Origin of the sequence: Nostoc sp. ATCC 53789 (genome assembly GCF_009873495.1) — a bacterium.
Taxonomy (GTDB): domain Bacteria; phylum Cyanobacteriota; class Cyanobacteriia; order Cyanobacteriales; family Nostocaceae; genus Nostoc; species Nostoc muscorum_A.
Genome location: NZ_CP046705.1, coordinates 183,603 through 207,800, shown reverse-complemented (window position 1 = coordinate 207,800; position 24,198 = coordinate 183,603). Strand labels below are relative to the sequence as shown.

The following is a 24,198-nucleotide window of genomic DNA, read 5'->3' as shown; positions in this document are numbered from 1 at the left end:
CAAGTTCAACTTTAATACGTTCTCGAATTTGTCTAACTACTTGTTTTATCTATTAGTCTCTAATTTGCCAAAACTGTAGTATTATTGTAGTATAATAAATTAATTTCCGATTATTTCGCTAGTTATGCTTTGCAAAATATTATTGACATTTTGCGAAGTTATGGAACTAATACCAATTGACTCTAAACTTTCAATAGCTGCAAGATATTCTGATTGAGATTGGTATTTCTCCTCAAAATAATGCTCATCTTTGTAGCCATAAACGATATACTCAGAACGAATCTTCTTGAAAAACTGCTCAGATGGTATCAAGAGCCTTCTACTTTGAAAACAGCCCTGAAGATAACCATAAAAATAACTGATAAAATAGTTGATTTCTTGGCGAGAAAATTCTATTTCAAAAGGTTCACGAAATATTTGAGTATCATAACCTTCTACTTCAGCTTCTAGAACCCTGTAAAAGCTAATATACAGTGTACCCCGATCATCATAAATATTAATTAAATAGAAGAATCTGCCTTGTGCTTTTTCTAAAACCAATAATACTGGAAAAGAGAAAGTACCTTTCCAATCGTCAATCCAATCACTGCTATCACCAAACAAGTGCGTTAAACAGACATATAATTCAGCCAAATTGAGTTTATTTTTGTTCTCGCGTTCGGAAAGATAAAAGTGCATATAAAACATATAGTCATCTTTAATGGGAAGGCTTTTTTGCCGAAGTTTTCTAAATTCACCATCATCCAAACGCCAAAGCTCGTATGTTATATCTTTCCGTTTGAGCTGAACTTTACTGCGCTGTTTAATTTGTCTAACTACTTGCAACATGATAATTAATTGGCTCCAGCTTTCTAGTAATAATGTACTATATTAATGTTTTAGTTACCGCTTGACAACATGGTTAATGGCAAAAGTGTTGAATGTTAAGAGAAATCCGATAAAAACAGCCCAAAATATGTTAAATTTTGGGCGGAAGATTAAAGTATATCTATTTGATAGTGATTATAAATTCATTTCCCAAGATTGTCAAAGATATCTTGAGAGGACTGCCAAAAAACGATTATCCAGTATTGAACAGTCGTCTGTTCTTTGAGTGCTGGCTCTCTTATGCTATGGATAACAGCTTAACAAGTATGCGAGATTTGTTTAAGAGATTAAACAACACAGGATTTGAAGTAGATATTTCTACTTTTTCTAAAGCAAACTTACATCGAAGCCAAAAACCTTTTCAAGAAATTTACCAAAAATTGAATGAATTAGTACAGAAGAAAGTTCAAAAAAAGTTGCATGATAAATATGCAATTTGTCCAATAGATTCAACAATTATTACTCTCACAAGTAAATTGTTATGGGTATTAGGACATCATCAAGTAAAACTTTTCAGTTCTCTAAATTTAGCTACTGGAAGTCCATCAAATAACTTCATAAATTTTGGACATGATCATGACTATAAATTTGGTTCTAAAATGATGTCTAGTTTACCAATAAATGCTGTTGGGGTGATGGATAGGGGTTTTGCTGGATTAAAATTTATCCAAGAATTAGTACAAGAAAACAAATATTTTGTTTTACGGATAAAAAACAATTGGAAACTAGAATTTGATGGCTCAAATGGGTTGGTTAAAGTTGGTGCATCTGGTGATGCTCAAGCCTATAGAGTAATTAACTTTTGTGATTTAGAAGCGAAAACCGAGTTTCGCTTAGTTACTAATTTACCTTCTCATGGAGAGGCTGCCGTTAGTGATGATGAAATTAGGGATATTTATCGATTACGTTGGGGAGTTGAATTGTTATGGAAGTTTTTAAAGATGCACTTAAAACTTGATAAATTAATTACTAAGAACGTCAATGGTATCACTATACAAATTTACGTTAGTTTAATAGCTTATCTACTTTTGCAGATATTATCTATCCCACAACAATGGGGACATACGCTATTAGATAAATTTCGCTATTTACAATCTTGTATGTGTCAGAAAATCAGTTATGTTCATTGGTTTGAGGAGATGATGTCATGTTGACTATTTTAGGCTTTTTAGAGTTAGTGTAACTAGATATGTAAAGTTTTGTATTAGGATTCAACATTTCTGGGTTAATGGAAATCCGCAGACAGAATTTGATAGCCCGTGGAAACAGATACTCCAACTGTATTTTGAAGAATTCATGCTGTTCTTCTTTCCCCAAGCTCATAGCGAAATAGATTAGACTTATCCTTAATATAAATAGCATGAGATAATAAAAAGTTGGAGTAGCAATTATGTGGAAAGAATATGACAAGTCCTTTGGCAAGAATTGAATCGTATCCTCATGAAGCTAAACGCCTAATTGGAATTAGTTATGACCATTTTTTAGCATTGGTCGGCCTGGCAGAGCAAAGGCATATAGAAAAACAGGCAGAAATTGAAAAAAAGAAAATTCGGATTATCGCTCCTGGAGGCGGGCGTAAACCAGAAATGTCAGCCAAAGAAGGAATATGCTTATGTCTAGTTTACCTGAGACAAAAACCAATTTTTGAGATTTTAGGGTTGCTGTTTAACATTTCCAAAACTAAAGCCAATGATGCCTTCAATTATTGGGTAGATATTTTGCGAGATATTTTACCAGCATCTCAAATAGAAGAAGTATCAACAGATAGTCAAAAATATCAAGAATTACAGCGAATGCTGTCTGAATACGAATTAATTGTCGATAGCACTGAACAACCTACAGCAAGACCTGTAGACTATCAAGAGCAAAAACGATACTACTCTGGCAAGAAAAAAATGCACACTCTGAAAAATCAATTTATTGTTCTACCTGGAGGGGAAGATATTGTCGATGTCCGTGTCGGAATGTTAGGGAAAACAAGCGATATTAATTTATTTCGAGAAACCCGCCATAAATTTACTGACACGCAACAGTTTCTCGGCGATAAAGCTTATATAGGAGATGATGCCATTACCACCCCTCATAAGAAACGAAAAAATACAGAAATCTCGGAATTACAAAAACAAGAGAATAAAGAACTTTCGTCACGCCGAATCGCTGTTGAACACATGATATGTCGGGTAAAAATATTTCGAGTAGCCAGTGATAGATTCCGTCTAGCTTGACATCGATATAATCAGGTAATTCTGGCTGTTTGTGGGCTGGTAAGATTAAGAATTAATCGGTTATTTTCTGTTACTCTTAGTACTTAATTTGCTATTTGTAAATTCATTTATTCTGATTCTACGTTTTTGCTCTAATTCCATTTTTTTCTCTCTCAATGCCTTCAAACCCTTATTTCCTCGTACAGCCAGATGGCGATCGCTCCTTCCGTGCAAATCCTTGTAACTCTCTCCTGGTAAGCTTTCATGATTCGCGGATGAGTCTATTACTTCATTATTTAAAGTATTGGGAAATACCCGTATTGAATTAAATCATCCCGCATTTATGCAACGCCAAAATACTCTAATTCAACTTCTTCTATTGGCGAATCTTGAGGATGCCCTGTTAGTTGGAGAAGCTTTTGAGCGGTTATTGGTTCTTGAGCTTGATTAGACCACAAAAAAGCTTCAAAAGGATACTCTGATTCACTCATCATTAACAAACCATCGGAGGCTTGTTTAATTTTTTCCGTAATCTCGTTAGTCATAAAATTTATTTATGGTTATGAGCATTGATTTTTGAGCTTGCCAATCAGAGAATTAAGATTGAGCTGAGTAGGCCAACCTTGAGGAAGATTTGCAGAATTATATCCTCTGTCTTTCAATCCTTGAATAAATTGGTTGCGGATGTATGCAGTATCAAAAGTGCCAAGCCCATCAAAATAAACATCAGTTAGGTGAGCAGGGTCTAAAGCCATTTCACCTTTATATACTGCACCATCATTTGAATCATCCCAACCCCAAGGGGTATTAGCAGAATTTGTACTGCAAGTGGGTGTACCAGCGCCACATCCACCACTCGAATCTCCCTTGAAAGTTCCCCAACTAGCAAAAGTCAACGCAGAAGAACTTGATAAAGAGGCTTCATTTAATTGATGTTGCCACATTCCATTATTAGCAAACACATCAAGCAATTGATATTGCACATCGCGGTCATTCCCCGAAGCAGGAAGTTCTGCTGTAGTACCATTCGGATAGTAAATAATCCCATCCTCGCTACTTGCACCCTTAAAGTTTCCAGCATAAGGCCAAGCTTTTAATCCATGACCTTTAGCTTCTTGAGTTGTTAATGGGTGCAATGAACCACTGTAACTATTCATTGTCAGTGTGCCATCAATACTTTCTGCACCATTGCGTAAAGGACTACCAGTTGGAGTGTAAGAGTAGAAATCGTTATGAAATACAGTGACAACACCTTCTAATTTCCCAAAAGCTGAACCGTCCTTACGGACAATTGTAAGTAAACCCTCTAAATCATTTTCGTGTTCTTGATCGAAAGGAATATCAGTCCAATCTTGAGGATGGTAAAAGGAATATGTAATGAACCAATGAGTACAAGTTTCAGCTACAGAATAGTAAGCATGAGCAGAAAGTGGAAAAAGGATTAGGTTATCCCAGTTATTTGTACCTCGCCAATTGTTATCGTAATCAAATCGTGTAATGTAGTCTCCACTATACTTGGTGCTGTCTGTGTCTTGATAGTGAATAGGAGCATGATATAAAGCTAAAGCTAAATCAGTGGTGGATTGAGCAATTACTTTTGTACCGGTTAAAATACTAATTACTATTGCTACAAGCAGTCCACAAGCCACAAGAAAAAGTTTTTTGAAACTCATTCAATTTCACCTTTGCTCATCAACAAGATTCAGTATAAAAGCCAATATTTAAGAATTGGTAATGACTCAGGTGATTCGTGTGATTATAAAGTTAAGATTTGTGTTGATACTCAATTATTAGCGAGATGATTATGAATAAGAGACTTTCAATTCAAAAAATCTATTTCATAACAAAAAATTCCCTTAAGTTTTCTTTATTGACAATATTCTCAACAATCCTGATTTGGCAGCACCCAGCTTTTGCTTGGAATAAGGCTGGACACATGGTTTCAGGAGCGATCGCTTACAGGGAACTCTTACAGAATCATCAAGAAGTAATTGAGAAAATGATTGCCATTTTGAAGGAACACCCTGAATACTCTAAATTTGAGCAGCAATGGAATTCCCTCAGAAATGTTGAATCCTAATACAAAACTTTACATATCTAGTTACACTAACTCTAAAAAGCCTAAAATAGTCAACATGACATCATCTCCTCAAACCAATGAACATAACTGATTTTCTGACACATACAAGATTGTAAATAGCGAAATTTATCTAATAGCGTATGTCCCCATTGTTGTGGGATAGATAATATCTGCAAAAGTAGATAAGCTATTAAACTAACGTAAATTTGTATAGTGATACCATTGACGTTCTTAGTAATTAATTTATCAAGTTTTAAGTGCATCTTTAAAAACTTCCATAACAATTCAACTCCCCAACGTAATCGATAAATATCCCTAATTTCATCATCACTAACGGCAGCCTCTCCATGAGAAGGTAAATTAGTAACTAAGCGAAACTCGGTTTTCGCTTCTAAATCACAAAAGTTAATTACTCTATAGGCTTGAGCATCACCAGATGCACCAACTTTAACCAACCCATTTGAGCCATCAAATTCTAGTTTCCAATTGTTTTTTATCCGTAAAACAAAATATTTGTTTTCTTGTACTAATTCTTGGATAAATTTTAATCCAGCAAAACCCCTATCCATCACCCCAACAGCATTTATTGGTAAACTAGACATCATTTTAGAACCAAATTTATAGTCATGATCATGTCCAAAATTTATGAAGTTATTTGATGGACTTCCAGTAGCTAAATTTAGAGAACTGAAAAGTTTTACTTGATGATGTCCTAATACCCATAACAATTTACTTGTGAGAGTAATAATTGTTGAATCTATTGGACAAATTGCATATTTATCATGCAACTTTTTTTGAACTTTCTTCTGTACTAATTCATTCAATTTTTGGTAAATTTCTTGAAAAGGTTTTTGGCTTCGATGTAAGTTTGCTTTAGAAAAAGTAGAAATATCTACTTCAAATCCTGTGTTGTTTAATCTCTTAAACAAATCTCGCATACTTGTTAAGCTGTTATCCATAGCATAAGAGAGCCAGCACTCAAAGAACAGACGACTGTTCAATACTGGATAATCGTTTTTTGGCAGTCCTCTCAAGATATCTTTGACAATCTTGGGAAATGAATTTATAATCACTATCAAATAGATATACTTTAATCTTCCGCCCAAAATTTAACATATTTTGGGCTGTTTTTATCGGATTTCTCTTAACATTCAACACTTTTGGAATTCCCTCAAACAATCTAATATTTCTGATGAAAATAAAAATTTGTACTTATTTATGTGGGCGGCAAAATGGCCAGATGAAGCTCGAAATAACCAAGTATTTAATCACCCAACTTGGCACTATATCAATTTTCCTTATCAACCTGGTAGTTCTTCAAACTCTATTACTCGTGAAATTCCAGGTGAAGAAAATATTATATTTGCTTTTCAAAAAAATCTTGATATTATTCAAAGTAATGCCACCAACAGCGAAAAAGCAGTTGCAATATGCTGGTTATTCCATTTAGTAGGAGATGTGCATCAGCCATTGCATACTACCAAATTAATTACTAACGAGTATAAGGAACCAGAAGGTGATAGAGGTGGTACACGTTTTTATATTAGAGTTAATCCAGATGGTCAAACAATCAGTTTGCATAAATTCTGGGATGACCTCATACTAGGCTCAGAAAACTTTCAAACTGTTCGCAACACTGCAACCAAGATAAGAGCCGACTATCAACGCAGTAAATTGCCAGAGTTAAGAGAAACTCAATTTAATAATTGGGCAAAATTGGAGAGTTTTAATATCGCTAAACAAAAAGCATATCTTAATGGCAAGCTTTCTGGCAGTAGTGATAAAAACGATGGAAAGCCGTTACCGCCAAATTATGCTGCTACCGCCAAACCAATAGCAGAACGCCGGATGAGCTTGGCAGGCTACCGTCTAGCTGATGTGCTTAATAAACTGTTTGGTAGGTGACAAAAAATACATAATCTCTTTTGATATCCACTTACATGATGTGGGTGGTTTTTGATTTTACTAGAGCGATTACCCCAGTTTGAGAGCGATGTTTACGACGGGCTGTCCGGTGTCGCTACTTTCCCCATCCCCAGATTTCCTCACTAAGCACCCCATTACCAGCAACCATGTTCTGTGATCCATTAAGGAAAAAGCTCAAAGTCGCGGATGATGTCTGTAATACACTCGCTTGTGCTGACTTCTAAACTTTGTAATGCCAACTTCAAGATTATTCGTTTTTTGCGTAAAGCACGAATCTATCTTCTGGGCTAGTAGTATGCCAAGGAAACAATGCAAAAGTGGTTAGCAGAGGGGCAGAGGGGAAAGAACTTGGTATTTGCCTCTCCTCTGCTCCCCTGCTCCCCTGCTCCCCTGCCGACCTCCACCCAGCAATTTTGGGTTGGCGAACTACTAGGTAATGTTGATTTGAAGAATGTAAGTGTAATGCAGTAAAGCGTAGGCATCAGTTGAGAACAAGTGTAGTTTGTGTAAATGGATACCCAAGAATTTCTTAGAGGAAAAAAGGAAAGTGAAGGCGTTGGCGATCTGGAGTAAGGCGATGCCTACGACGGGCAACTCTTGGAGAGGCTACGCCAACGCCTACGGTCTACTTTCCTCTCTACGAGACGCTACTCGCGTTCGCTTGATTGGGGCAGCGTAAAATTCTTGACAGCAATCTTTTTACTGGTAATCTTTTTACTGGCTATGAATAGTTGTTAAATTGTGCTTTAAATCACTTTATAAGTTATGACTCAAGGTGGTAAATGAATTGTTGTTAGATGATTGTGTCTACACAAGAGTCCAGCAAGAGTTAATTTCTTTACCATCTAAGAGACTTTCATGCTCAAACATATACAGCAGATTGCAGCCGTATTCATTTTAACTTTGGGGTTTGCATCTACATCTGTTGCTGCAACTCCCCGTTCAACTTGGGTGGAAAATGAAATTTACCAATACAACCATCCCTTTGCTTCTCAATTACCGCAAGAACTGGCAACGAAGATGCAAAAGATGACAGCTAGCCCCTTCGCCTTTTATCGAGGAACGGCTCACATCTTCTACCGCGATATGCAGACATTACCGGGTTCAGGATTTGTCAATTCCTCTACCTCAGCCATTTGGTTAGAGGGGGATATGCATCTGCAAAATCTTGGGGGAATGAGGAATAGCAATGATAATAACGTCTTTGACACCACTGACTTTGATGAAGGTTATCTTGGCCCCTACGTTTGGGATTTGCGACGTATGGCAGTCTCGATTCTTCTAGCAGCCAAAGAGAACGGCCTAAGCTCCAGTGATGCTCAAGATATTGTCCGAAATTTCCTGGATGCTTACCTCAACAAGATGAGCGACTTTAAGGGGACTAACGACGAGCTTTCATACCGTTTAGAAGAGAGCAATACCAACGGTGTGGTCAAGGATTTAATTCAACAGTCAGCAGCCAAGAGCCGCTCTAGTTTGCTAAATAAGTATACGCTGCTAAATAGTAGTAGCAATCGAGTTTTTCAGACAACCTCTGAACTCCAGCCTGTATCCAGCAGTACCTACTTAGATATTACTGGGGCGATGAGCAGCTACATTAATTCAGTTCCTAGCAGTAAGCGTTACAGCAATAGTTACTACACCCTAAAAGATATTCGTCTCAAATTAGGTTCCGGTACTGGTAGTCTTGGTAAGTATCGGTATTACTTGCTGATTGAGGGCCCAACTTCAGCAACCGATGATGACCGAATTTTGGAGATGAAGCAGCAAGCTTCTAGCGCCGTAGCGATCGCAGTTCCAGGTTTACTACCAAGTTCAGTCTATGGAAATCATCAAGGGACGAGGGTGACAATCGCCACCAAAGCGATGCTCTCTAATACTGACCCCTTGGTTGGCTACACTACGGTCAGTGGTATCCCCTTTATGCTGCATGAAAAATCCCCTTACCAAGTGGACTTTGACTATACCTTACTAACTACTAAATCAAAATTCATGGATGCGATGGGATATGCAGGTAAGGTCGTTGCTAAAAACCATGCTATCTCCGATCAAGATTACGATGCTAGCATTGTTTCAGAAAGCGTTGACAAGCAAGTGACTGATATCACCAGCGGTAACAAGGCTGTATTCAAAGATGAGATTGTTAACTTTGCTCTAGACTATGCAACTCAAGTCCAGTACGACTACACCAGTTTCGTGAACGCTTACAACAGTGGGGTGACACTCTACTAAACTGAACTGTTTATTGCAATTGTTGAATATAGGCGATGTCTGCAACGGGCTACGCTTACTCTTGAGTTTTCCTGGCTTGAATTGGGGCGATCGCACTCCTAAACCCGTTAATAGGTTTCTTGCATTTCAGTTCTGGGAGATAATAGCTAGTCGGCACACACTCCACTAATATATTGGAACCCAATCAGCTAAACCTATTCCCATCTGTAATGCCCACACCAGCACTTTTGACAGGGACATTGGTGATGAGTGCTGATGCCCTGCTGAAGTGGAAAGTGCAGGTTTTGGACTATCAGCAGAAGGTGAGGGAAACCAAGCCAGTGCAGCAGGCGACGTTATTTGACTTAGCCCCTAAGCACTGCGACCCAGACCGGATCGATCCGTTGCAGTTACAGGTGCGTAGGCGTAGCCCGCCGTAGGCATCGCTCTTAGAGAAATGCCAGTTATCTACATCTTCTGAGATTCTATTGAGTTTTGTTAATTTCTAGCCAGTTGTAGAGTGGGAACTGAACTCTGTTGAACGCTGTATGAATCATGTAGAGGGGTTCTACAGCACTCAACTAAACAACTGGCATAGCTGGATGTCAAGAAGCGGGAAGTTTTATCTTTTCCCTCGTACAACTTTTTGACTGTCCCGTTGCGTTGCTAACTCCATTGAAACTGCAACCCAAAGACATTGGATGCCAAATTGCCAAAATTTTCAGGGTATTCTTCCATACTCCGACTCTAGAAGCGTCAACAATTTCTCTTCGACAGCCGTTAAATAAGGCCGTTGATTTCAATCGGTGAGCAGGATGTGGGAATCTTAGAAATTAATTAATAATTTCTCCTTTGTTATTGGCCAACTTTTCACGCCATTTTTGGAGTTCTTCAGGTGTTTGTCTCACCCAATCTGTGACTTCGCCAACGATTTTTAATGGTGCTTGGGAGCGATATGAGCGTGTCGGATTGCCCGGAAATTTTTTGTCTGTAACATTCGGGTCATTTTCAAACTCCCCTGTTGGTTCAACGATATAAACACGTTCACGGTTATCGCCTTTTGCTAATGCAGCAGCTAGTCCCGCCCCATTGACAAGGGCTGTGAAATAAATGTGATTCATTTTGAGTTCAAGTTTGTAATTAGAACTGCCTCCTGCTGTCAGCAAATCGCCAACCTGCAAATCTGCTTTCGTTCCATGATAAAAGGGGCCTTTGTCAGAAGGTTTATCCTTAAACGAAGTTGCTAATTCATAATTCTTTCTTGCCTTGTCAGGGTCGCTTAAGTCCTCATAGCATTTGGCAATGTTTGAATATAGATAAGGGAAAGCACTCTTAACAGTGTTGTTATTTATTTTTAATGCAAACTGCAAAGCCGTTTCGAGCCATTTTAATTTGTCAGAAATATTTTTCTGATATCGAGCTACATAATGGACTGAAATAAATTTTTCAAAGTCGTATGTCGCTTCGTTCCAGGCTTGAAGAAACAGTTTACTTGCTTCTTCTGGTTTGCCTCTTTCTTCCATGCCCATACCTTGAAGACAGAGTTTAACAACATTGTTGTTTGGGTTGAATTCCATGATTACTTTGTCTCGTAATGATTGTAATTTCGATTTAATTGCTTGTCCTTAGTCTGTTGAAGTGCATCGTAACTACTGCTAACGGTTCGCTTGAGCGGCTGCAAATAACTTTTACCTCACACCAACACCCACCCTTACCTCTGAGTTCGGGGTTGTCCTTGGCTAAAACTTGGCATACTTCGCCCAAGTGGTAGGTGTTTGGTACTCTGGTTCGCTCCATTATGCGCTGCACAATGTCTTTGACGATTCTACCACTTGGAACTTTACCACCCGCTTCCTCTACTGCCTTCGGCAACGTCAAGGACGAACGCGTAACTCCATAAGTGCCTTTCCCGCCTCAAAAAACGCCCGTTCTACCTTTCGCTCCAAGTGCAAGCGGTAAGCGTAGCCATGCCGTCAGGCTTATCGCTAATTTCTTGCTCGGTTAACTCTGGAATTTCAACAGCAGTAACGGTGATTGTTACTAACCAATCAAGCAAGCTTTTTCGTCATAAATACGCTGTTCGGGTCATCAATGTATTCACCAAAGGGGCTTCGGTACTCAAACCCATACCGTGTATACAAAGCTCGTGCTGAAGCAAATTCTGAAATTGCCCCTGTTTCTAAATTCAAGCAATCGTAACCACGCCGTTGGGCTTCTTTAATAATGTGTTCCAGAATTTTGGAGGCAACACCCTGGCGGCGGTAAGCCAAGGCTGTACGCATTGATTTGATTTCGCCACTTGTTGAAGAGAGTTCTTTCAATGCCCCGCATCCAACCAGTTCTTCGCCATCCGTTGCTGAAAAGAAAGTAATATCAGGCGAAGGCAATGCCTCTATATCAAGAGCATGAACGCTTTCGGGCGGGGTAATCTCATGCATATTTTCGAGATGTTCCCTCAAAAGGTTAGCAATATTTTTACCTGTCAGGTCATCTTCACGAATGTGCAATCGGCTCATTTCCTTAATTTGCTAGGGACTTTTACTCTCTGAGCATTGATTTACAAAACTTGGTTAGCAATACATCAGGAAGACTCAAAGCCTGATGTTGACTTCTAAACTTTGTAATGCCAACTTCAAGATTATTCGTTTTTTGCGTAAAGCACTAAACTTGAGGTGAATAGTATTATATAACGGTATTTATTATGGATAAACTGGGGACAACACTAATTGTCTCCTATATAATTTACTTCTATCAAAAACTGCTCCAGCTTTCGTCTAGGGCAGTTTTATATTGCACGGTAGAAGCCAGATTTACAAATGCACCTAATGGTGAATGGTAATTGGTATTTGGTTCATCTTGGCTAGGACTGTAAACCGATGCTTGCTTTGAGGAGGCACAATCAAAAAGATCATTCACAACTTTTAGTTCACGTAAGTTAGCCTGCAATTATGATTTTCAGTTCAACTGGTATAGACTGCCATAATTGACAATGGAGTGGTGTCGATTTTTATGTTGGAGCAACAACCGGAAAATTTACAGTTTTATATTAAACAGCTAGCTACAGAAGCGTTACAAAAATCAGACCCCTCGGCATGGTTTGAAGTTTTATATGCCAAAGCCAAAGGGGACACAGCACAAATTCCTTGGGCTAAGTTAGCTCCTCATCCTTATCTGCAAGATTGGTTGACGAATCATGAACCATTCGCTTTTGGGCAAAAGGCGTTAGTAATTGGTTGTGGCTTGGGAGACGATGCCGAAGCTTTAGTAAATCTGGGATTTGAAGTAACTGCATTTGATATTTCACCAACAGCGATCGCTTGGTGCCAAGAGCGATTTCCTAATTCAACTGTCAACTATATAGTTGCAGATTTATTAGCAATTCCCTCACAATGGCATCAAGCTTTTAACTTTGTTTTTGAATGTCGCAATATTCAAGCTTTGCCCTTGAATGTGCGTTCTTGGGTTATTTCTTCAGTTACCTCTGTACTTGCTCCTGGTGGAACGCTATTGATGATTACTCGTATTCGAGACACAGAATCTGAACCATCGGGCCCACCTTGGCCATTATCTAACTCAGAATTAGCACAGTTTAAAGATTTAGGGTTATACCAAGTAGAGCAACTTGTGTTTTTAGAGCCTGGGCAAATTGACGTTAAACAAGTTCGGATTGAATATAGAAGACATAATTCTCTGAGCAAATAGTAATTAATGCTCAACTTCTGCTGCTGTTATTCAGAGGTCAAGCAATTTGCAACTTCTTTATGAACCCAAGTCAATGCCAGAATTGTCTAATTGCAGTAACATTACTCCCCAAGAAGCAGTCAAACCAAGAAGCAGTCAAAGTTTCATAGTCGATTCGATACTTGAATTAATCGATTGTGGCTTTGCAGTGATTGGATTGCCAGTGCTAAAGCAATTAATCTATGGCGCTACTTTTTCTTTAAACTGTTTACCAGCAGAGAATGCAGGCACTTTGGTCGCTGGAATAGTCATTGGCTCATTGGTTTTCGGATTACGCCCTTCGCGCTCTGAGCGATACCTTCGGCACACTTCGTGAACGCGTCGCTCGAATGACCCAAACCCTATGAGCGTTACCTTTTCACCATTCGCTACAGCTTCGGTAACAACTGACAAAAAAGCACTGATGACTTCATCGGCTTGCTTTTTTGTGACGTTGGCCTTTGCTGCTACAGCATCCACTAATTCGCCTTTGTTCATAAATCACCCTGAATCATTGCAAGTAATCGAAATCTAGCATTATTACCTCTTATTCATAAAGGGGAAAAGGAATAATTTTCTAGCAACACGCGAAAATTAACAATGCACGGCTACTGCTGTATCGATTTGGCGCGATAGATCATTACCATTTCGTTTTCCTAAATGTTTGACTGTTGTAACTGTTGCACTTTCGGTTAGATAAATCCACTTTCATATTCAGTCAAAAGAGATAGGATATCTATCCATAGGTACTACAAAACAGCCAGGAAGCGTTCAATAGGCAATCGATACTTGGTTTCTCTAGCAGCGATCGCAGTATATAAGCGCTATGCTTCAATTCACCACGGTTTTATGCCAAGCTATATAGTTTTTACCGTCCTGTTTCACCTATCTGATCTACATCGTCTGCTACTCCATTGCGAAAGCGTACTTCTAAGCCGTGTTCTGGCTCCCAGTCACACTCAGCTATCAACTTAAAGGTAGCAATATCTAGGTCATACTCCACATAGATATATGAGAAAGTGACCTGCTCCCAGACCTGAATGGGATTAGCCAGCAGAGGCATTGACTCATCTACAATCATCTCACGATATACATCATAATTTTGCAGCACCAGAGGAGCAGTGACGTGTAAAACATCGGGTGGCAAGGCTAGAGCTTGCCGAATAGCCTCACGCTGAAGTGATGAAAGTTCCCCAATCTGCCCCTGTTCAAAATCCAAACAAATCGGTACACGGCGATCTCCCAAAACAGCACATTGTGCTAAAGTCCAATAGTTATCTTCCAATATAATCTGTCCAAACTCAGCATCGTAATAACTTCTTGGGGATTCCATCATCTTCAGATACTACCTTTATTCTGGGCTTCCCTAGCAACTCCAAAAACTAGTGAAAATTTTACTTTGAAATTAGTCGTACTTTTTGAGCGAGAATATCGATAGGTGAACTACGCCAACTTACCGAGTACGGTTGAAGTTGGGGCTTCTGTAATCGTTAGGGAGTGCCTAAACTTAGACTTTCGCCCAAGAGTAGGACTTACCTCCCCTCCTACAGCAGAGACGGCTGAACCTTCCGCCTTTATCATTCTGATGCCCTCTGCTCTAATGTTCTGCGCGGCGTTCGCGTCACGCGAATGATGAGTATGACAATGAGGACAAGTCCATTCACGGATATCCAATGGTATCTCACCTATTTGATAGAAACAATTAGAGCAAAGCTTAGAACTAGGGAACCATCTATCAATCTCAACCAACTTTCCACCTCTGCGTTCTAGCTTGTAGGCTAAAAAGTTAGTGAATGTTCCCCAGCCCACATCAGATATTGATTTCGCCAATTTGTGATTACGAACCATGCTTTTGACATTAAGATTTTCTACTATGACAGCTTGGCTATCGCTGACCAACTTATAACTAAGTTTATGTAGAAAATCTTGCCTTGAGTTACTAACTCGCTCGTACACTTTGGCAACAACTTTTCTATATCTATTCCTTGATTTACTCCCTTTTTGTTTATGTGCTAATTTTTTCTGCTTACGTTTGAGGTTTTTCTCATGTTTGGCAAGGTGTTTAGGGTTATCGTAAAAAGATACTTTCTCGCCATCGGTTACGACAGCAAAGTGTTTTAGTCCTAAATCAATGCCATAAATTTTACCTTCTGAAGTAACCTGATTTTCACCCTCCAACTCAGTCAGGATAGATGCAAGGTATTTTCCAGAGGGCGTTTTGCTCACAGTAACAGTCTTTATTTTCCCCTCAATGAGTCTATGTATTTTGGCTTTGATTACCCCAATATTACCTGGGAGTTTGACATTACCATCTACAATCTTGACGTTTTGAGGATACTGAATTGACTGTTTACCATGCTTGGATTTGAACTTAGGAAATCCAGCACGTTTCTCAAAAAAGTTTTTGTAGGCTGTAGTTAGATTGAGTGTCGTAGCTTGCAAAACTTGACTATAACAATCAGCTAACCAAGCAGTATTTTCAGCTTTTTTGAGTGCAGGCAGAAATGAGTTGAGTGCTACACGGCTAAGTCCCTTGCCCGTCTCCTTATAAGTCTCAACGGATTTATTCAGAGCATAATTCCACCACCATCTAGCACACCCAAAAGTTTGAGCTAGCTGATTTTGCTGTTCAACTGACGGATATAAACGGACTTGCACAACCTTGTGTAACACTTCACTTTCACCTCCTTGATGTGTTTATTTTATCATAAATACAAATTGTGGTAAAGTAATAAAATATAATGTTGGTGATTTCTCAAACACCCCACTTCCTTATCAACCTGCGGTTAATATTAGTCGGAGGTGTTTTCGTCATCACCCGGCTATCCATCCCCACCGTGTAGACGGATGCGGAATTCCACCGAATTAGTTAAAGTTAAGTTCTGTATTCGTAACCAGCTTCTGCTTTTAGAAGTACCCATGTGCCAAAAATAGGGCTAATGCAGTTATTTAATTTGCCAAATATGTACAGTACTATCCTCATTGCTACTAACAAGGGTTTTACCATCCCGGCTCAGAGCAAGCCCTAAAACAGAACTGGAACCATCTTGAAAGGTATGCAACGGCTTTAAAGTCTCTAAGCTCCACAGTTTAATACTGCCATCATAATTGCCGCAAATCAGAATTTTTCCATTCGGGCTGATCACAAGAGATTCAACTGAATTAAAATTATCAGTAAAGTCATGCAGTAGTTTTCCAGTTTGAAGATTCCATAACTTTAGGGTACTAATCGCACGATTTCGAGAAACTAGCTGACCAAAACTACCACTAACAAGCTTTTTGCTATCTGGAGTAATGGCAATAGCATCAACTCCGGTTTTGTGTCCTTTGAGAATATGGCGTGTTTTTTTGGTTTGTAAATCAATCAGCCTAATTGTATTATCATCGCCACCCCCACTACTCACAAGGGTTTGCATATCAGGGCTAAATGCAACTTTACTCACAAATCCTGAGTGTGCAGGAATGGTATCAAGCAGCTTAAGCGTGTGTAAATCCCAAAGCTTGATTGTACGGTCATCACTGCCACTAGCAATCAATTTAGGGACTTCCAGAAAATAAAATATACAGATAATAAAAATGATAATCATTGTTAGGGGGGTGGGAGAGGCTGCCAACGGCAGCCTCTCCCACCCCAAGTTGTAGTAAATTGAATGATGATTCGATTTTGGGATGTTTGAGGTGTCAATACAATTAACAGATTCATTGAAAAAGTTATTGAAGGAAACCGCACATCAATTAAAGGGAGCAGCTAAACGTAGGTTCATTGCACAAACAGTTGTGGCATTAGGACACGGAGGAAAGTCTATAGCAGAGCGAGAGTTAGGATGGAACCGTGTAACTATTGGTAAAGGAATTAAAGAATTAAATAGTGGTATCACTTGTGTGGATAATTATCAAGGTAGAGGAAGAAAAAAAGCAGAAGAACACCTACCAACTCTTTTAGAAGATATCAAAAAACTAGTCGATTCTCAAAGTCAAATAGACCCGACTTTTAAAAGTCAAAGACTCTATACCCGACTGGGCGCATCTGTTGTAAGACATCAATTAATTGAAAAATTTGGTTATGCTGAAGAAGAATTACCAACTTCAGAAACAATTCGTGTCAAGTTAAATGATTTAGGGTATCGCCTCAAGAGGGTTGCCAAAATTCAACCTCAAAAAAAATTCCCGAAACTGATGCAATCTTTGAGCAATTAGCTATAGTTCACCAAGAAGCTTCAGATGACCCAACTATTTTACGTTTAAGCTTGGATGCGAAAGCTCGCGTAAATATCGGCTCCTTTGATCGTGGTGGTAGAAATCGAGTACCAACAGAAACTGATGACCACGACTTCAAACCAAAAACAACTGTAGCTCCTTATGGTATCTTTCTTCCAGACCTTGACGAGCTATTTTTGTATTTTACAGAATCCAAAGTAACTAGCGATTTTATCGTTGACATTTTAGGGGATTTTTGGAAATCAGAAAGCTGGCGATTTTCGGAAATAAAAACTTTACTTATTAATCAAGATAATGGAGGAGAAAATAGTTCTCGACGTACTCAGTTTATGAAACGTATAGTTGAATTTGCTCAATCATACAAATTAAATATACGTTTAGCTTATTACCCTCCCTATCACAGTAAATATAATCCAATTGAAAGAACTTGGGCTGTTTTGGAGAATCATTGGAATGGCAGTATTTTAGACGATGTGGAAACTGCATTAAATTTTGCTAAGACTATGACGTGGAATGGTAAAAGTCCAGTTGTTAAGTTAGTTACTCAGACTTACTCTAGCGGAGTCCGTCTAACTAAAAAAGCTATGCAAGAAATTGAAAATAAGATTGAACGTTTGACTAATTTTACCGAAGATAATTTACCAAATTTAGGTAAGTGGTTTATTGATATCTGTTGTGGAGTAACGTAATTTTCAAAAAGTTAAAAGCGCAAAAATAGTCGATAGCAATTCAGCTCACTGCATTTAAGAACTCTCTTTGTGCAGACATTTATCTTGCCTATTTATTGAGGGAGAAAGGGGTTGCCGTTGGCAACCCCTTTCTCCCCCTTAAAATGATTATCATTTTTATTGACTGTATATTTTATTCTCTGGAAGTCCCTTACCATCTGAACTAATCGCAATGGTTTCTACTGGTTGGGTATGCCCACTGTCGCCCTTTAGCATAAGGAAAGTGCGTAAATCCCAAACCTTCATTGTTGGGGTGCTTATCCCACCAGTTACGATTCGCTTACCATCTGGACTAATAGCTATTGAAGTAATACCATCTGATTGAGCGTCTAAACTATGCAGTAATTTCCCAGTACGTAAATTCCAGAATTTAATCGTATCATCTCTACCTCCACTAACCAGGGTTTGCCCGGAAGGGCTAATCGCAACTGCTCGAACACCAAAAGTCACTTTTTTATGCCCAGTCAGTGTGTGAACAAGTTGAATCTGTGGTTGGGACTGAGTAATTGTACTCTTCCTTATGGGAAAATTTGAAGTAGAAGAATGTACATCAATACCAGTGATGTTTACTGCAATTGCTAAAACTATAATGACTGGTCTGGATTTGAGAAAATTCAATAATTTCATGGTGCCAAGGAACGCAATTACATAACATGGTTCCCATTGGATGGGACGCGATCGCTTATAAATAGAGCAAATCAAATCTTAGTTAATCAATTGGTTCTTTGGTGCAATGTAGATAATTTGAATTAACCCATCCTGACAAACCATTAATTCTAGTATTGGGCCCTTGAACGACACTTACATAAGCCCAGATACCCTCTTGTTTCTTCAACAAAACATTATTGCCATTATCAAGACCTCCCCTAGATTGTCCATTCTGGCTATCACGAAGTGCCAGTTGCCCAGATGTAATATTTACTACATCACAATAAGTTACACCCTTGAGAGTTCCTACATTTTCAGTTGTCTCTACTAGTTGACGGCGTAATATCTGCTTATCTTTGTTGTAAATATTCAAATACATTCCTTCATTGGCATTTTCACGCCAGGAAACTGAATAAGTATAATCGCCATTTTCCCAGGTAATACCCCGATAACCATTATCACGCCAAGATGTTCCATTTTCTAAATTTATACATTTCCCCTGAGCATCACAACCTCTGTAGGTTTTGCCATTTTCTCCATCATCCAAAGTAATTGTAAATTCTCCAGCAAGGTAAGTCTCCGCTTTTGTATGAGTAGCAGTTACTCCAATAAATAAAACAGTCAAAATTGCAGTCAAAAATAATCCTTTTATGCGTTTAATCATATTTACCTCTAGAATTTTCTAAAAATCAGAAAAATAATATTTTTGTCGGTTCAACTTGTGCATTCAGCCGTTGCAGAACTATAGGAAGTTCATCAGGTGTCAAAATCGTAAAGCTATTGTCGGGTGATACTTTCATGTTGATTGAGGTTGCTGACTAAGAATAAAACCTCGATAATTTGTAATATGAATCCTCTTAGTTTATTCAACACAGGGTCTTACTTTAAATTTTCCCTCAGCAGTAGATTTTCTAACACAAAAGCTCCCCGATAAAGATCCAAGGAGTATGAAATCGTTGTGACTATAACTTGTGTGAGAATAGCGGTTCAATTTGCATTTGGTGTTTCTTCGGTTGGCAAAGAGCGAATCAACTCTCGAATTACATCGGTTGCTGGTCGTCCTGTTATTGAACAGTATTTTTCTAATCTTTCTGCTTCCCCTGATGCCAAATTAATTGTGAGTCGTTTAGTCGCCCATTTCTTATTCACTGATTTAATCAACTCGAATTAAAACTACTTCTCTAATATCAATCATTCAAACTGTTATCACAATGATAAAAGTAATGATATTAGCCTCAAGAAGCTGTAAAGTAAACATTAATAAGTGTAAAGCCGTAGTGAAGAGTTTAAATTTAGTTTAAGTGATGAAGATTAAGTAATTTAAAGGCAATAATTATGAGTAGAACATAAGCTAAAAGTTTTTCTGTAATTAAGCATTCAGTGTAAATACATGGTAACTAGCAGCTTATCGACTGGATTGCTAGAGGCAATTTTGAACCAATCTGAGTTAAGTTCGGGAGAATAAAGCAAGATAGCCTAACTGCCTGCTGTAGGCGATCGCTATCCTTTTAACTCATTGGCACAAGGCTTTACACCAACACAACTGGTATCAATCCAATAGCCAATATCAGGGCGACTAGAGACAATCTACGTTATACCAATTTAATATGAAGCTGCATATAATAGAGAAAACAAACTCGATAAATTAAAAGAACCATGAGCCGCCCTTTTGAGATTGAAATCGCAGAGAGCGAAGAAGAACTTAAAAAACGCCTACAAACAGCTAATTTAGGGAACCAGAAAGAAAAACTTATTATGCTGTGGTGGATAAAAAGCGGGCAGGCCAAGGAGCAGCAAGATATTGGAAAACGCTTGGCTAAAGATACATCAACGGTGACAAGATGGTTACAAAAATATAGATCGGGTGGGCTAGATGAATTATTGAAAATAAAAAAAGCTCCGGGAGCAAAACGGAAAATTCCTGAAGGAGCGATCACGGCACTTGAAGAGGAGTTAAAAACAGGAAAAGGCTTTAGTAGCTATGGTGCAATAGTAGAGTGGTTAAAGCAAGAGCAGGGGCTTGATATCGAGTATGCAACGGTTTATGCATTGGTTCGATATCGATTAGGGGCAAAACTAAAAGTACCACGTCCTCAAAGCCATAAGCAGGATGAAAAGTTAGTATCTGAGTTTAAAAAAAACTCGGTATCATTCTGAATTGTCTAGAAAAACATCTAGCACCCGGCAAGTGTGTTCGCTACCTGTGCCAGGATGAAACGAGGGTGGGACTGAAAACTCTTACAGGAAAAGTGATTACTGCCTCTGGAGTTAAGCCTACTGTTGAGGTGAAATGGCCACGGGAAAATTTTTGGATTTATGGTGCAATTGAACCATTGACTGGAGATCATTTTCTTTATGAATATCCAAAACTGAATGGCGAGTGTTTTCAACAGTTTTTGGACTGGCTATCTCAACAATTAGGTGGGGATTACGCTATTTTACAGGTTGACCAAGCACCTGCTCATACAAGTTCAGCAATTCGTTGGCCAGAAAATATTATTCCTCTGTTTCAACCACCTTCAGCCCCTGAACTCAATCCCATTGAAAGGCTTTGGCAGCTCCTCAAGAAACCACTCAAAAATCAGCTTTTCTCTTCTTTACAGAATTTACGCGATCGCATCCAAGAAATATTTAATCAACTTACACTTGAGCAGGTAATATCTATCTCTTCTTATAACTTTATTCTCGAAGCTCTTTTCTATGCAGCTTCATATTAAATTGGTATTACAGGATGTATAGATTGGGAAAAACAGATTCAACTAATTGCTATTGCTCCAACTTTTCACAGACATACGTTTATTGACTGTGAGTATAGTAATTTATCTTTTCAACTTCTTCAGTTTAAATTTGTTAATTTTGAAAAGCAGCTTTATTTTATTTTAAAGGACTTAAATGGTAGAGAATTTTCTAGGTTATTGATGTTGCATCCAGAAGATTATAAAATTAACAATGCCAAGAATTATAAAGAATTAAATATTTTTCCCACACCTTCAAGAGCTTTAAAAAATATATTAGACAAACAATTACTACAATATCAAGAAAGAATTTTAGAAATTCGAGAAAAAATTTTAAGTTTTGATAAACGAATAAGTGAAGTTAGTACATCTGTTACTAGCCGCTATGGATTGAAGAAAGGCGAAGGCAACCTTTATAAAGATAAAATATGCGCCGAATTTTATATCCGATTTTTTAAGGGGGATTTTCATGGCTTAGATTTTTTTCTGTGGCTACCTTTTCCTAATGGAAGAATGAGTTTTAATAGAAATTATGACCAATCAGCAAAAGGAATTATTAAAATAGGTTTTGGTGATTTGAGATTTTCTTCTTGGCAAACTGTGTCCTCAATCATGATTCAACGAAATCCTAGACCTAATGCTCGTGCCACAACAGTTTATAATTTTCAACAATATTCACATCTTTATACTGCAATAACAGGGAAGAAGCTGAACGGCAATTCCCTAGATGTACTATTAGATATTGCTTTAGAAGAATGGATTGAGAGATTATAGAAGATTAGAAAAATTTCTAAAAATAGGACGATTCAGATAAATAATACAAGCATTGGTATCTAACAAAAATCTCACTCTAATGGCTCCCTAGTGTCATACTCACCTTGGGGATATCTTTGAATTGGGTCATCTGCTAATGATCCAGCTGTTTGTTCAAAAAATCCGGCTGGCCATCCCAATTCTTCGGGTGTTTTTGGGGGTGCTGATGGTTCTATTTGTTGATAAATCACTACGACCTCCATTTCTTTGTCTGTTATGCCAACAGGAATCTCAAGGTGCAAAATGCCATCATCCCCAACATGAGAACATAACTTTATACTCTGCATTACTGTTTTCTCCTAGTCCTTGGTTGATTGAAAATTACGTGGTATCTCATCTATGATGCCGTATTCTTTTTCAATCACACTCAACAGCTTCTTCTCCATAGCTGTCAAATATGGTCGCTTCAACTCTCCCAAGTGCTTTAAGACAGCACTTGAGGCATCTTCCAAGTTCTGATTTTCTCATAGCCTATGAATGCGATCGCGTCCTGTGGGAGAAACAGCACCATCGCTGATTAACTGCATCTGCTAACATTTCGATGAATAAGCCAATTCCTGAGAAATTATCTAGCCAAATCGACGCAGGTGTTAAACTCACTATGAAGAAAGCTATTGAAAGACACCGCCGTTTAGTAGAATTTATTAGAATTTGGCAAAATGGCCAAGTTGTGAGATTGACCGCAGAACAAATTCCTCCTCTCAACTCAGATGAGTAACCTATTTTCCCTCATTCCAGATCAAATCCGAGATAAATTACCACTGACGGAGGATAAAAAAGAACTACTTCAACAGCAAACCATTACTCAAGATATCCCAGGAACAATTCTGCGGGATTTTCAAACTATTTTAGAACTTCTCCAACCCAACGGCGTTGAAGTTAGTAGCACTTATCACCAATTATCGCTTAAGTATCTCCAACAACTTAACTCACAATTGAGTTATCCCATAGATATTAACCTCAAACGTCCTGTACAAAAATCCTATCCTTATATTCACGGTCTTTATTTCCTTCTCCGCACCTCTGGACTGTCTCAAGTTATTACCGAAGGTAAAAAGAGCAAGTTAGTTTTAGACCCAAAAAATCTGCAAATTTGGCAAGGATTAAACCACACAGAACAATATTTCACACTGTTAGAATCTTGGTTAGTTTGGGGAGAAAGCGAACTCTTAGGCGACCAAAGAGATATGTTTGACCAAGCATATCGCTGTTTATTATTTTGGAACAATCTCCCATCATCAGGATTGAAAATTAATAATTACTCAGAACAAGATAAATTAGTTTATTATCCTGGTTTCCACAATCTTGCTCTCTTACATTTATTTGGATTAATTGAACTGACATCAGGAAAACCACAAGCCGCTAAAGGCTGGCATTTTACTCATGTTAACCCCAAGGCTTGGGGTAATGCTGTTATGGCTGTATTAACAGAAAGTCGCTCAAATATCCAAATAGAAGATTACGCCAATTTTCGGTTAGATTTTCGCATAGCTTTTGACAATTTAAAACCTTATCTCCAACCCTATTTCCCGGAATGGTCACAAACTTTAGTGATTGCTGAAGGCGGTTTTACTGATGGGGTTTATATATTTAAAGCTAATTTACAGGATGCTTGGCGACGGATTGCTATTCCCAGTTACTTTAATTTAGATGAAGTCGCTGGTGCAATTGTGCAAGCATTTGATTTTGACCCAGAACACCTCTACAGATTTATTCACAAAGACCGTTTAGGAAGAACTTTGGAATTTAATCATCCTGTTGTCGAAATTCCCCCTGATACCTGCGATTTTCGTTTAGGCAATTTATCCCTAGAGGTAGATAGTCATTTACAATTTATCTTTGATTTACTGCAAGAATGGGAATTTGATTTGCAGCTAGAAAAAATTGAGCCGGCTAATGCCAAAATAAAAAAGCCTAAGATTCTTGAATCTCATGGTGAACCGCCAGCCCAGTATGGTGAAGAGGGAGAAAGCTGGGAATAGATTTGCTACTGCGATGGGCTAGTTCCAATCCATACATACGTATCAGAATTGGCAGTGTGATCGCTC

29 protein-coding genes and 2 pseudogenes are annotated in these 24,198 nt (G+C 38.4%); 14 read left to right on the top strand and 17 right to left on the bottom strand.

From position 1 onward, the window contains the following. Window positions 1-99: 99 nt before the first annotated feature. Entirely contained in the window at window positions 100-828 is a 729-nt protein-coding gene (locus GJB62_RS32665) for a hypothetical protein (RefSeq protein ID WP_114080944.1), read from the bottom strand. 170 nt (window positions 829-998) lie between these two features. Here GJB62_RS32665 and GJB62_RS32660 point away from each other — a divergent pair, with 170 nt between their 5' ends. Beyond that, entirely contained in the window at window positions 999-2,021 is a 1,023-nt protein-coding gene (locus GJB62_RS32660; RefSeq protein ID WP_114081515.1) for an IS4 family transposase, read from the top strand. Between the two features lie 249 nt (window positions 2,022-2,270). Next, window positions 2,271-3,092: a transposase gene (locus GJB62_RS32655; protein WP_245246274.1), complete on the top strand. Its 822-nt coding sequence runs from the start codon at window positions 2,271-2,273 to the stop codon at window positions 3,090-3,092. Window positions 3,093-3,424: 332 nt separating this feature from the next. Here the strand turns inward: GJB62_RS32655 and GJB62_RS32650 are convergent. Both GJB62_RS32650 and GJB62_RS32645 read right to left on the bottom strand, forming a co-directional pair. Next, window positions 3,425-3,616, bottom strand: a pseudogene (locus tag GJB62_RS32650) (nuclease A inhibitor family protein); the annotation flags it as partial. Between the two features lie 15 nt (window positions 3,617-3,631). Next, a complete protein-coding gene (locus tag GJB62_RS32645) occupies window positions 3,632-4,744 on the bottom strand; it encodes a hypothetical protein (RefSeq protein WP_114081270.1) in 1,113 nt (370 codons plus the stop codon). A 197-nt stretch (window positions 4,745-4,941) separates the two neighbouring features. On the opposite strand from GJB62_RS32645, the gene GJB62_RS32640 reads away from it, so the two are divergent. Beyond that, window positions 4,942-5,151, top strand: a complete 210-nt coding sequence (locus GJB62_RS32640; protein ID WP_181852818.1) for a hypothetical protein — start codon at window positions 4,942-4,944, stop codon at window positions 5,149-5,151. Between the two features lie 50 nt (window positions 5,152-5,201). Here the strand turns inward: GJB62_RS32640 and GJB62_RS32635 are convergent, their stop codons facing one another. Beyond that, window positions 5,202-6,224: an IS4 family transposase gene (locus tag GJB62_RS32635; protein WP_114081515.1), complete on the bottom strand. Its 1,023-nt coding sequence runs from the start codon at window positions 6,222-6,224 to the stop codon at window positions 5,202-5,204. A 145-nt stretch (window positions 6,225-6,369) separates the two neighbouring features. Here GJB62_RS32635 and GJB62_RS32630 point away from each other — a divergent pair, with 145 nt between their 5' ends. The 4 genes from GJB62_RS32630 to GJB62_RS37215 all read left to right on the top strand — a co-directional run bounded on the left by GJB62_RS32630 (window position 6,370) and on the right by GJB62_RS37215 (window position 9,728). After that, complete coding sequence (locus tag GJB62_RS32630) at window positions 6,370-7,056, top strand: S1/P1 nuclease (RefSeq protein WP_245246273.1); 687 nt, start codon at window positions 6,370-6,372, stop codon at window positions 7,054-7,056. Between the two features lie 568 nt (window positions 7,057-7,624). Further along, complete coding sequence (locus GJB62_RS38125) at window positions 7,625-7,756, top strand: hypothetical protein (protein ID WP_258551413.1); 132 nt, start codon at window positions 7,625-7,627, stop codon at window positions 7,754-7,756. 179 nt (window positions 7,757-7,935) lie between these two features. Continuing rightward, window positions 7,936-9,309: a DUF2252 domain-containing protein gene (locus GJB62_RS32625; RefSeq protein ID WP_114080598.1), complete on the top strand. Its 1,374-nt coding sequence runs from the start codon at window positions 7,936-7,938 to the stop codon at window positions 9,307-9,309. A gap of 173 nt (window positions 9,310-9,482) precedes the next feature. Then, window positions 9,483-9,728: a hypothetical protein gene (locus tag GJB62_RS37215; protein WP_181852791.1), complete on the top strand. Its 246-nt coding sequence runs from the start codon at window positions 9,483-9,485 to the stop codon at window positions 9,726-9,728. A gap of 393 nt (window positions 9,729-10,121) precedes the next feature. Here GJB62_RS37215 and arr read toward each other — a convergent pair whose 3' ends face one another. The 4 genes and pseudogenes from arr to GJB62_RS32600 all read right to left on the bottom strand — a co-directional run bounded on the left by arr (window position 10,122) and on the right by GJB62_RS32600 (window position 12,204). After that, window positions 10,122-10,865: an NAD(+)--rifampin ADP-ribosyltransferase gene (gene arr / locus GJB62_RS32615; RefSeq protein WP_114080597.1), complete on the bottom strand. Its 744-nt coding sequence runs from the start codon at window positions 10,863-10,865 to the stop codon at window positions 10,122-10,124. Between the two features lie 118 nt (window positions 10,866-10,983). Next, window positions 10,984-11,344, bottom strand: a pseudogene (locus tag GJB62_RS32610) (hypothetical protein); the annotation flags it as partial. After that, window positions 11,337-11,795: a GNAT family N-acetyltransferase gene (locus GJB62_RS32605; protein WP_245246307.1), complete on the bottom strand. Its 459-nt coding sequence runs from the start codon at window positions 11,793-11,795 to the stop codon at window positions 11,337-11,339. The gene GJB62_RS32605 and the pseudogene GJB62_RS32610, both read right to left, overlap by 8 nt. A 244-nt stretch (window positions 11,796-12,039) precedes the next feature. Further along, window positions 12,040-12,204: a hypothetical protein gene (locus GJB62_RS32600; RefSeq protein WP_159402650.1), complete on the bottom strand. Its 165-nt coding sequence runs from the start codon at window positions 12,202-12,204 to the stop codon at window positions 12,040-12,042. A 93-nt stretch (window positions 12,205-12,297) separates the two neighbouring features. Between GJB62_RS32600 and GJB62_RS32595 the strand changes: the two genes are divergently transcribed. Then, a complete protein-coding gene (locus tag GJB62_RS32595; protein WP_114080594.1) occupies window positions 12,298-12,990 on the top strand; it encodes a class I SAM-dependent methyltransferase in 693 nt (230 codons plus the stop codon). A gap of 219 nt (window positions 12,991-13,209) precedes the next feature. On the opposite strand, the gene GJB62_RS32590 is transcribed toward GJB62_RS32595, so the two are convergent. From GJB62_RS32590 to GJB62_RS32575, 4 genes are all read right to left on the bottom strand, one after another. After that, entirely contained in the window at window positions 13,210-13,506 is a 297-nt protein-coding gene (locus GJB62_RS32590) for an HU family DNA-binding protein (RefSeq protein WP_114080593.1), read from the bottom strand. 370 nt (window positions 13,507-13,876) lie between these two features. After that, window positions 13,877-14,344 (bottom strand): hypothetical protein, encoded by a 468-nt coding sequence (locus tag GJB62_RS32585; RefSeq protein WP_147262447.1) that lies wholly within the window; start codon window positions 14,342-14,344, stop codon window positions 13,877-13,879. A 107-nt stretch (window positions 14,345-14,451) separates the two neighbouring features. Continuing rightward, complete coding sequence (locus tag GJB62_RS32580) at window positions 14,452-15,681, bottom strand: RNA-guided endonuclease TnpB family protein (protein WP_114080591.1); 1,230 nt, start codon at window positions 15,679-15,681, stop codon at window positions 14,452-14,454. Window positions 15,682-15,953: 272 nt separating this feature from the next. Next, a complete protein-coding gene (locus GJB62_RS32575) occupies window positions 15,954-16,544 on the bottom strand; it encodes a WD40 repeat domain-containing protein (RefSeq protein WP_181852790.1) in 591 nt (196 codons plus the stop codon). A 148-nt stretch (window positions 16,545-16,692) separates the two neighbouring features. Here GJB62_RS32575 and GJB62_RS32570 point away from each other — a divergent pair. Then, window positions 16,693-17,915 (top strand): ISAzo13 family transposase gene (locus GJB62_RS32570; protein ID WP_159402613.1). Its coding sequence is split into 2 segments (ribosomal slippage): window positions 16,693-17,173 and window positions 17,173-17,915, totalling 1,224 coding nucleotides; the frame shifts between segments, so codons are not numbered across the junction. Window positions 17,916-18,071: 156 nt separating this feature from the next. Here GJB62_RS32570 and GJB62_RS32565 read toward each other — a convergent pair. The 3 genes from GJB62_RS32565 to GJB62_RS32555 all read right to left on the bottom strand — a co-directional run bounded on the left by GJB62_RS32565 (window position 18,072) and on the right by GJB62_RS32555 (window position 19,760). Then, window positions 18,072-18,581, bottom strand: a complete 510-nt coding sequence (locus GJB62_RS32565) for a PD40 domain-containing protein (RefSeq protein WP_114081267.1) — start codon at window positions 18,579-18,581, stop codon at window positions 18,072-18,074. Window positions 18,582-18,663: 82 nt separating this feature from the next. Next, window positions 18,664-19,266 (bottom strand): hypothetical protein, encoded by a 603-nt coding sequence (locus tag GJB62_RS32560; protein ID WP_114081268.1) that lies wholly within the window; start codon window positions 19,264-19,266, stop codon window positions 18,664-18,666. A 323-nt stretch (window positions 19,267-19,589) separates the two neighbouring features. Then, window positions 19,590-19,760 carry a CopG family transcriptional regulator gene (locus GJB62_RS32555; protein ID WP_179069773.1) on the bottom strand — a complete coding sequence of 57 codons (171 nt, stop codon included), beginning with the start codon at window positions 19,758-19,760 and terminating at the stop codon, window positions 19,590-19,592. Between the two features lie 498 nt (window positions 19,761-20,258). On the opposite strand from GJB62_RS32555, the gene GJB62_RS32550 reads away from it, so the two are divergent. The 3 genes from GJB62_RS32550 to GJB62_RS32540 all read left to right on the top strand — a co-directional run bounded on the left by GJB62_RS32550 (window position 20,259) and on the right by GJB62_RS32540 (window position 22,111). Continuing rightward, a complete protein-coding gene (locus GJB62_RS32550) occupies window positions 20,259-20,759 on the top strand; it encodes a helix-turn-helix domain-containing protein (protein ID WP_114081708.1) in 501 nt (166 codons plus the stop codon). A gap of 65 nt (window positions 20,760-20,824) precedes the next feature. After that, on the top strand, window positions 20,825-21,319 hold the full coding sequence (locus GJB62_RS32545) for an IS630 family transposase (protein ID WP_245246029.1): 495 nt from the start codon (window positions 20,825-20,827) through the stop codon (window positions 21,317-21,319). Between the two features lie 201 nt (window positions 21,320-21,520). Further along, window positions 21,521-22,111 carry a hypothetical protein gene (locus tag GJB62_RS32540; RefSeq protein WP_114080809.1) on the top strand — a complete coding sequence of 197 codons (591 nt, stop codon included), beginning with the start codon at window positions 21,521-21,523 and terminating at the stop codon, window positions 22,109-22,111. A 71-nt stretch (window positions 22,112-22,182) separates the two neighbouring features. Here GJB62_RS32540 and GJB62_RS32535 read toward each other — a convergent pair whose 3' ends face one another. Then, on the bottom strand, window positions 22,183-22,437 hold the full coding sequence (locus GJB62_RS32535; RefSeq protein WP_114080808.1) for a hypothetical protein: 255 nt from the start codon (window positions 22,435-22,437) through the stop codon (window positions 22,183-22,185). 12 nt (window positions 22,438-22,449) lie between these two features. After that, a complete protein-coding gene (locus GJB62_RS32530; protein ID WP_245246272.1) occupies window positions 22,450-22,602 on the bottom strand; it encodes a hypothetical protein in 153 nt (50 codons plus the stop codon). A gap of 89 nt (window positions 22,603-22,691) precedes the next feature. On the opposite strand from GJB62_RS32530, the gene GJB62_RS36800 reads away from it, so the two are divergent. Together GJB62_RS36800 and GJB62_RS32525 are read left to right on the top strand one after the other, a co-directional pair. After that, on the top strand, window positions 22,692-22,868 hold the full coding sequence (locus GJB62_RS36800) for a hypothetical protein (protein ID WP_167756038.1): 177 nt from the start codon (window positions 22,692-22,694) through the stop codon (window positions 22,866-22,868). Beyond that, a complete protein-coding gene (locus GJB62_RS32525; RefSeq protein WP_114080807.1) occupies window positions 22,861-24,132 on the top strand; it encodes a plasmid pRiA4b ORF-3 family protein in 1,272 nt (423 codons plus the stop codon). Before GJB62_RS36800 ends, GJB62_RS32525 begins: the two co-directional genes overlap by 8 nt. Window positions 24,133-24,198 lie beyond the last annotated feature (66 nt).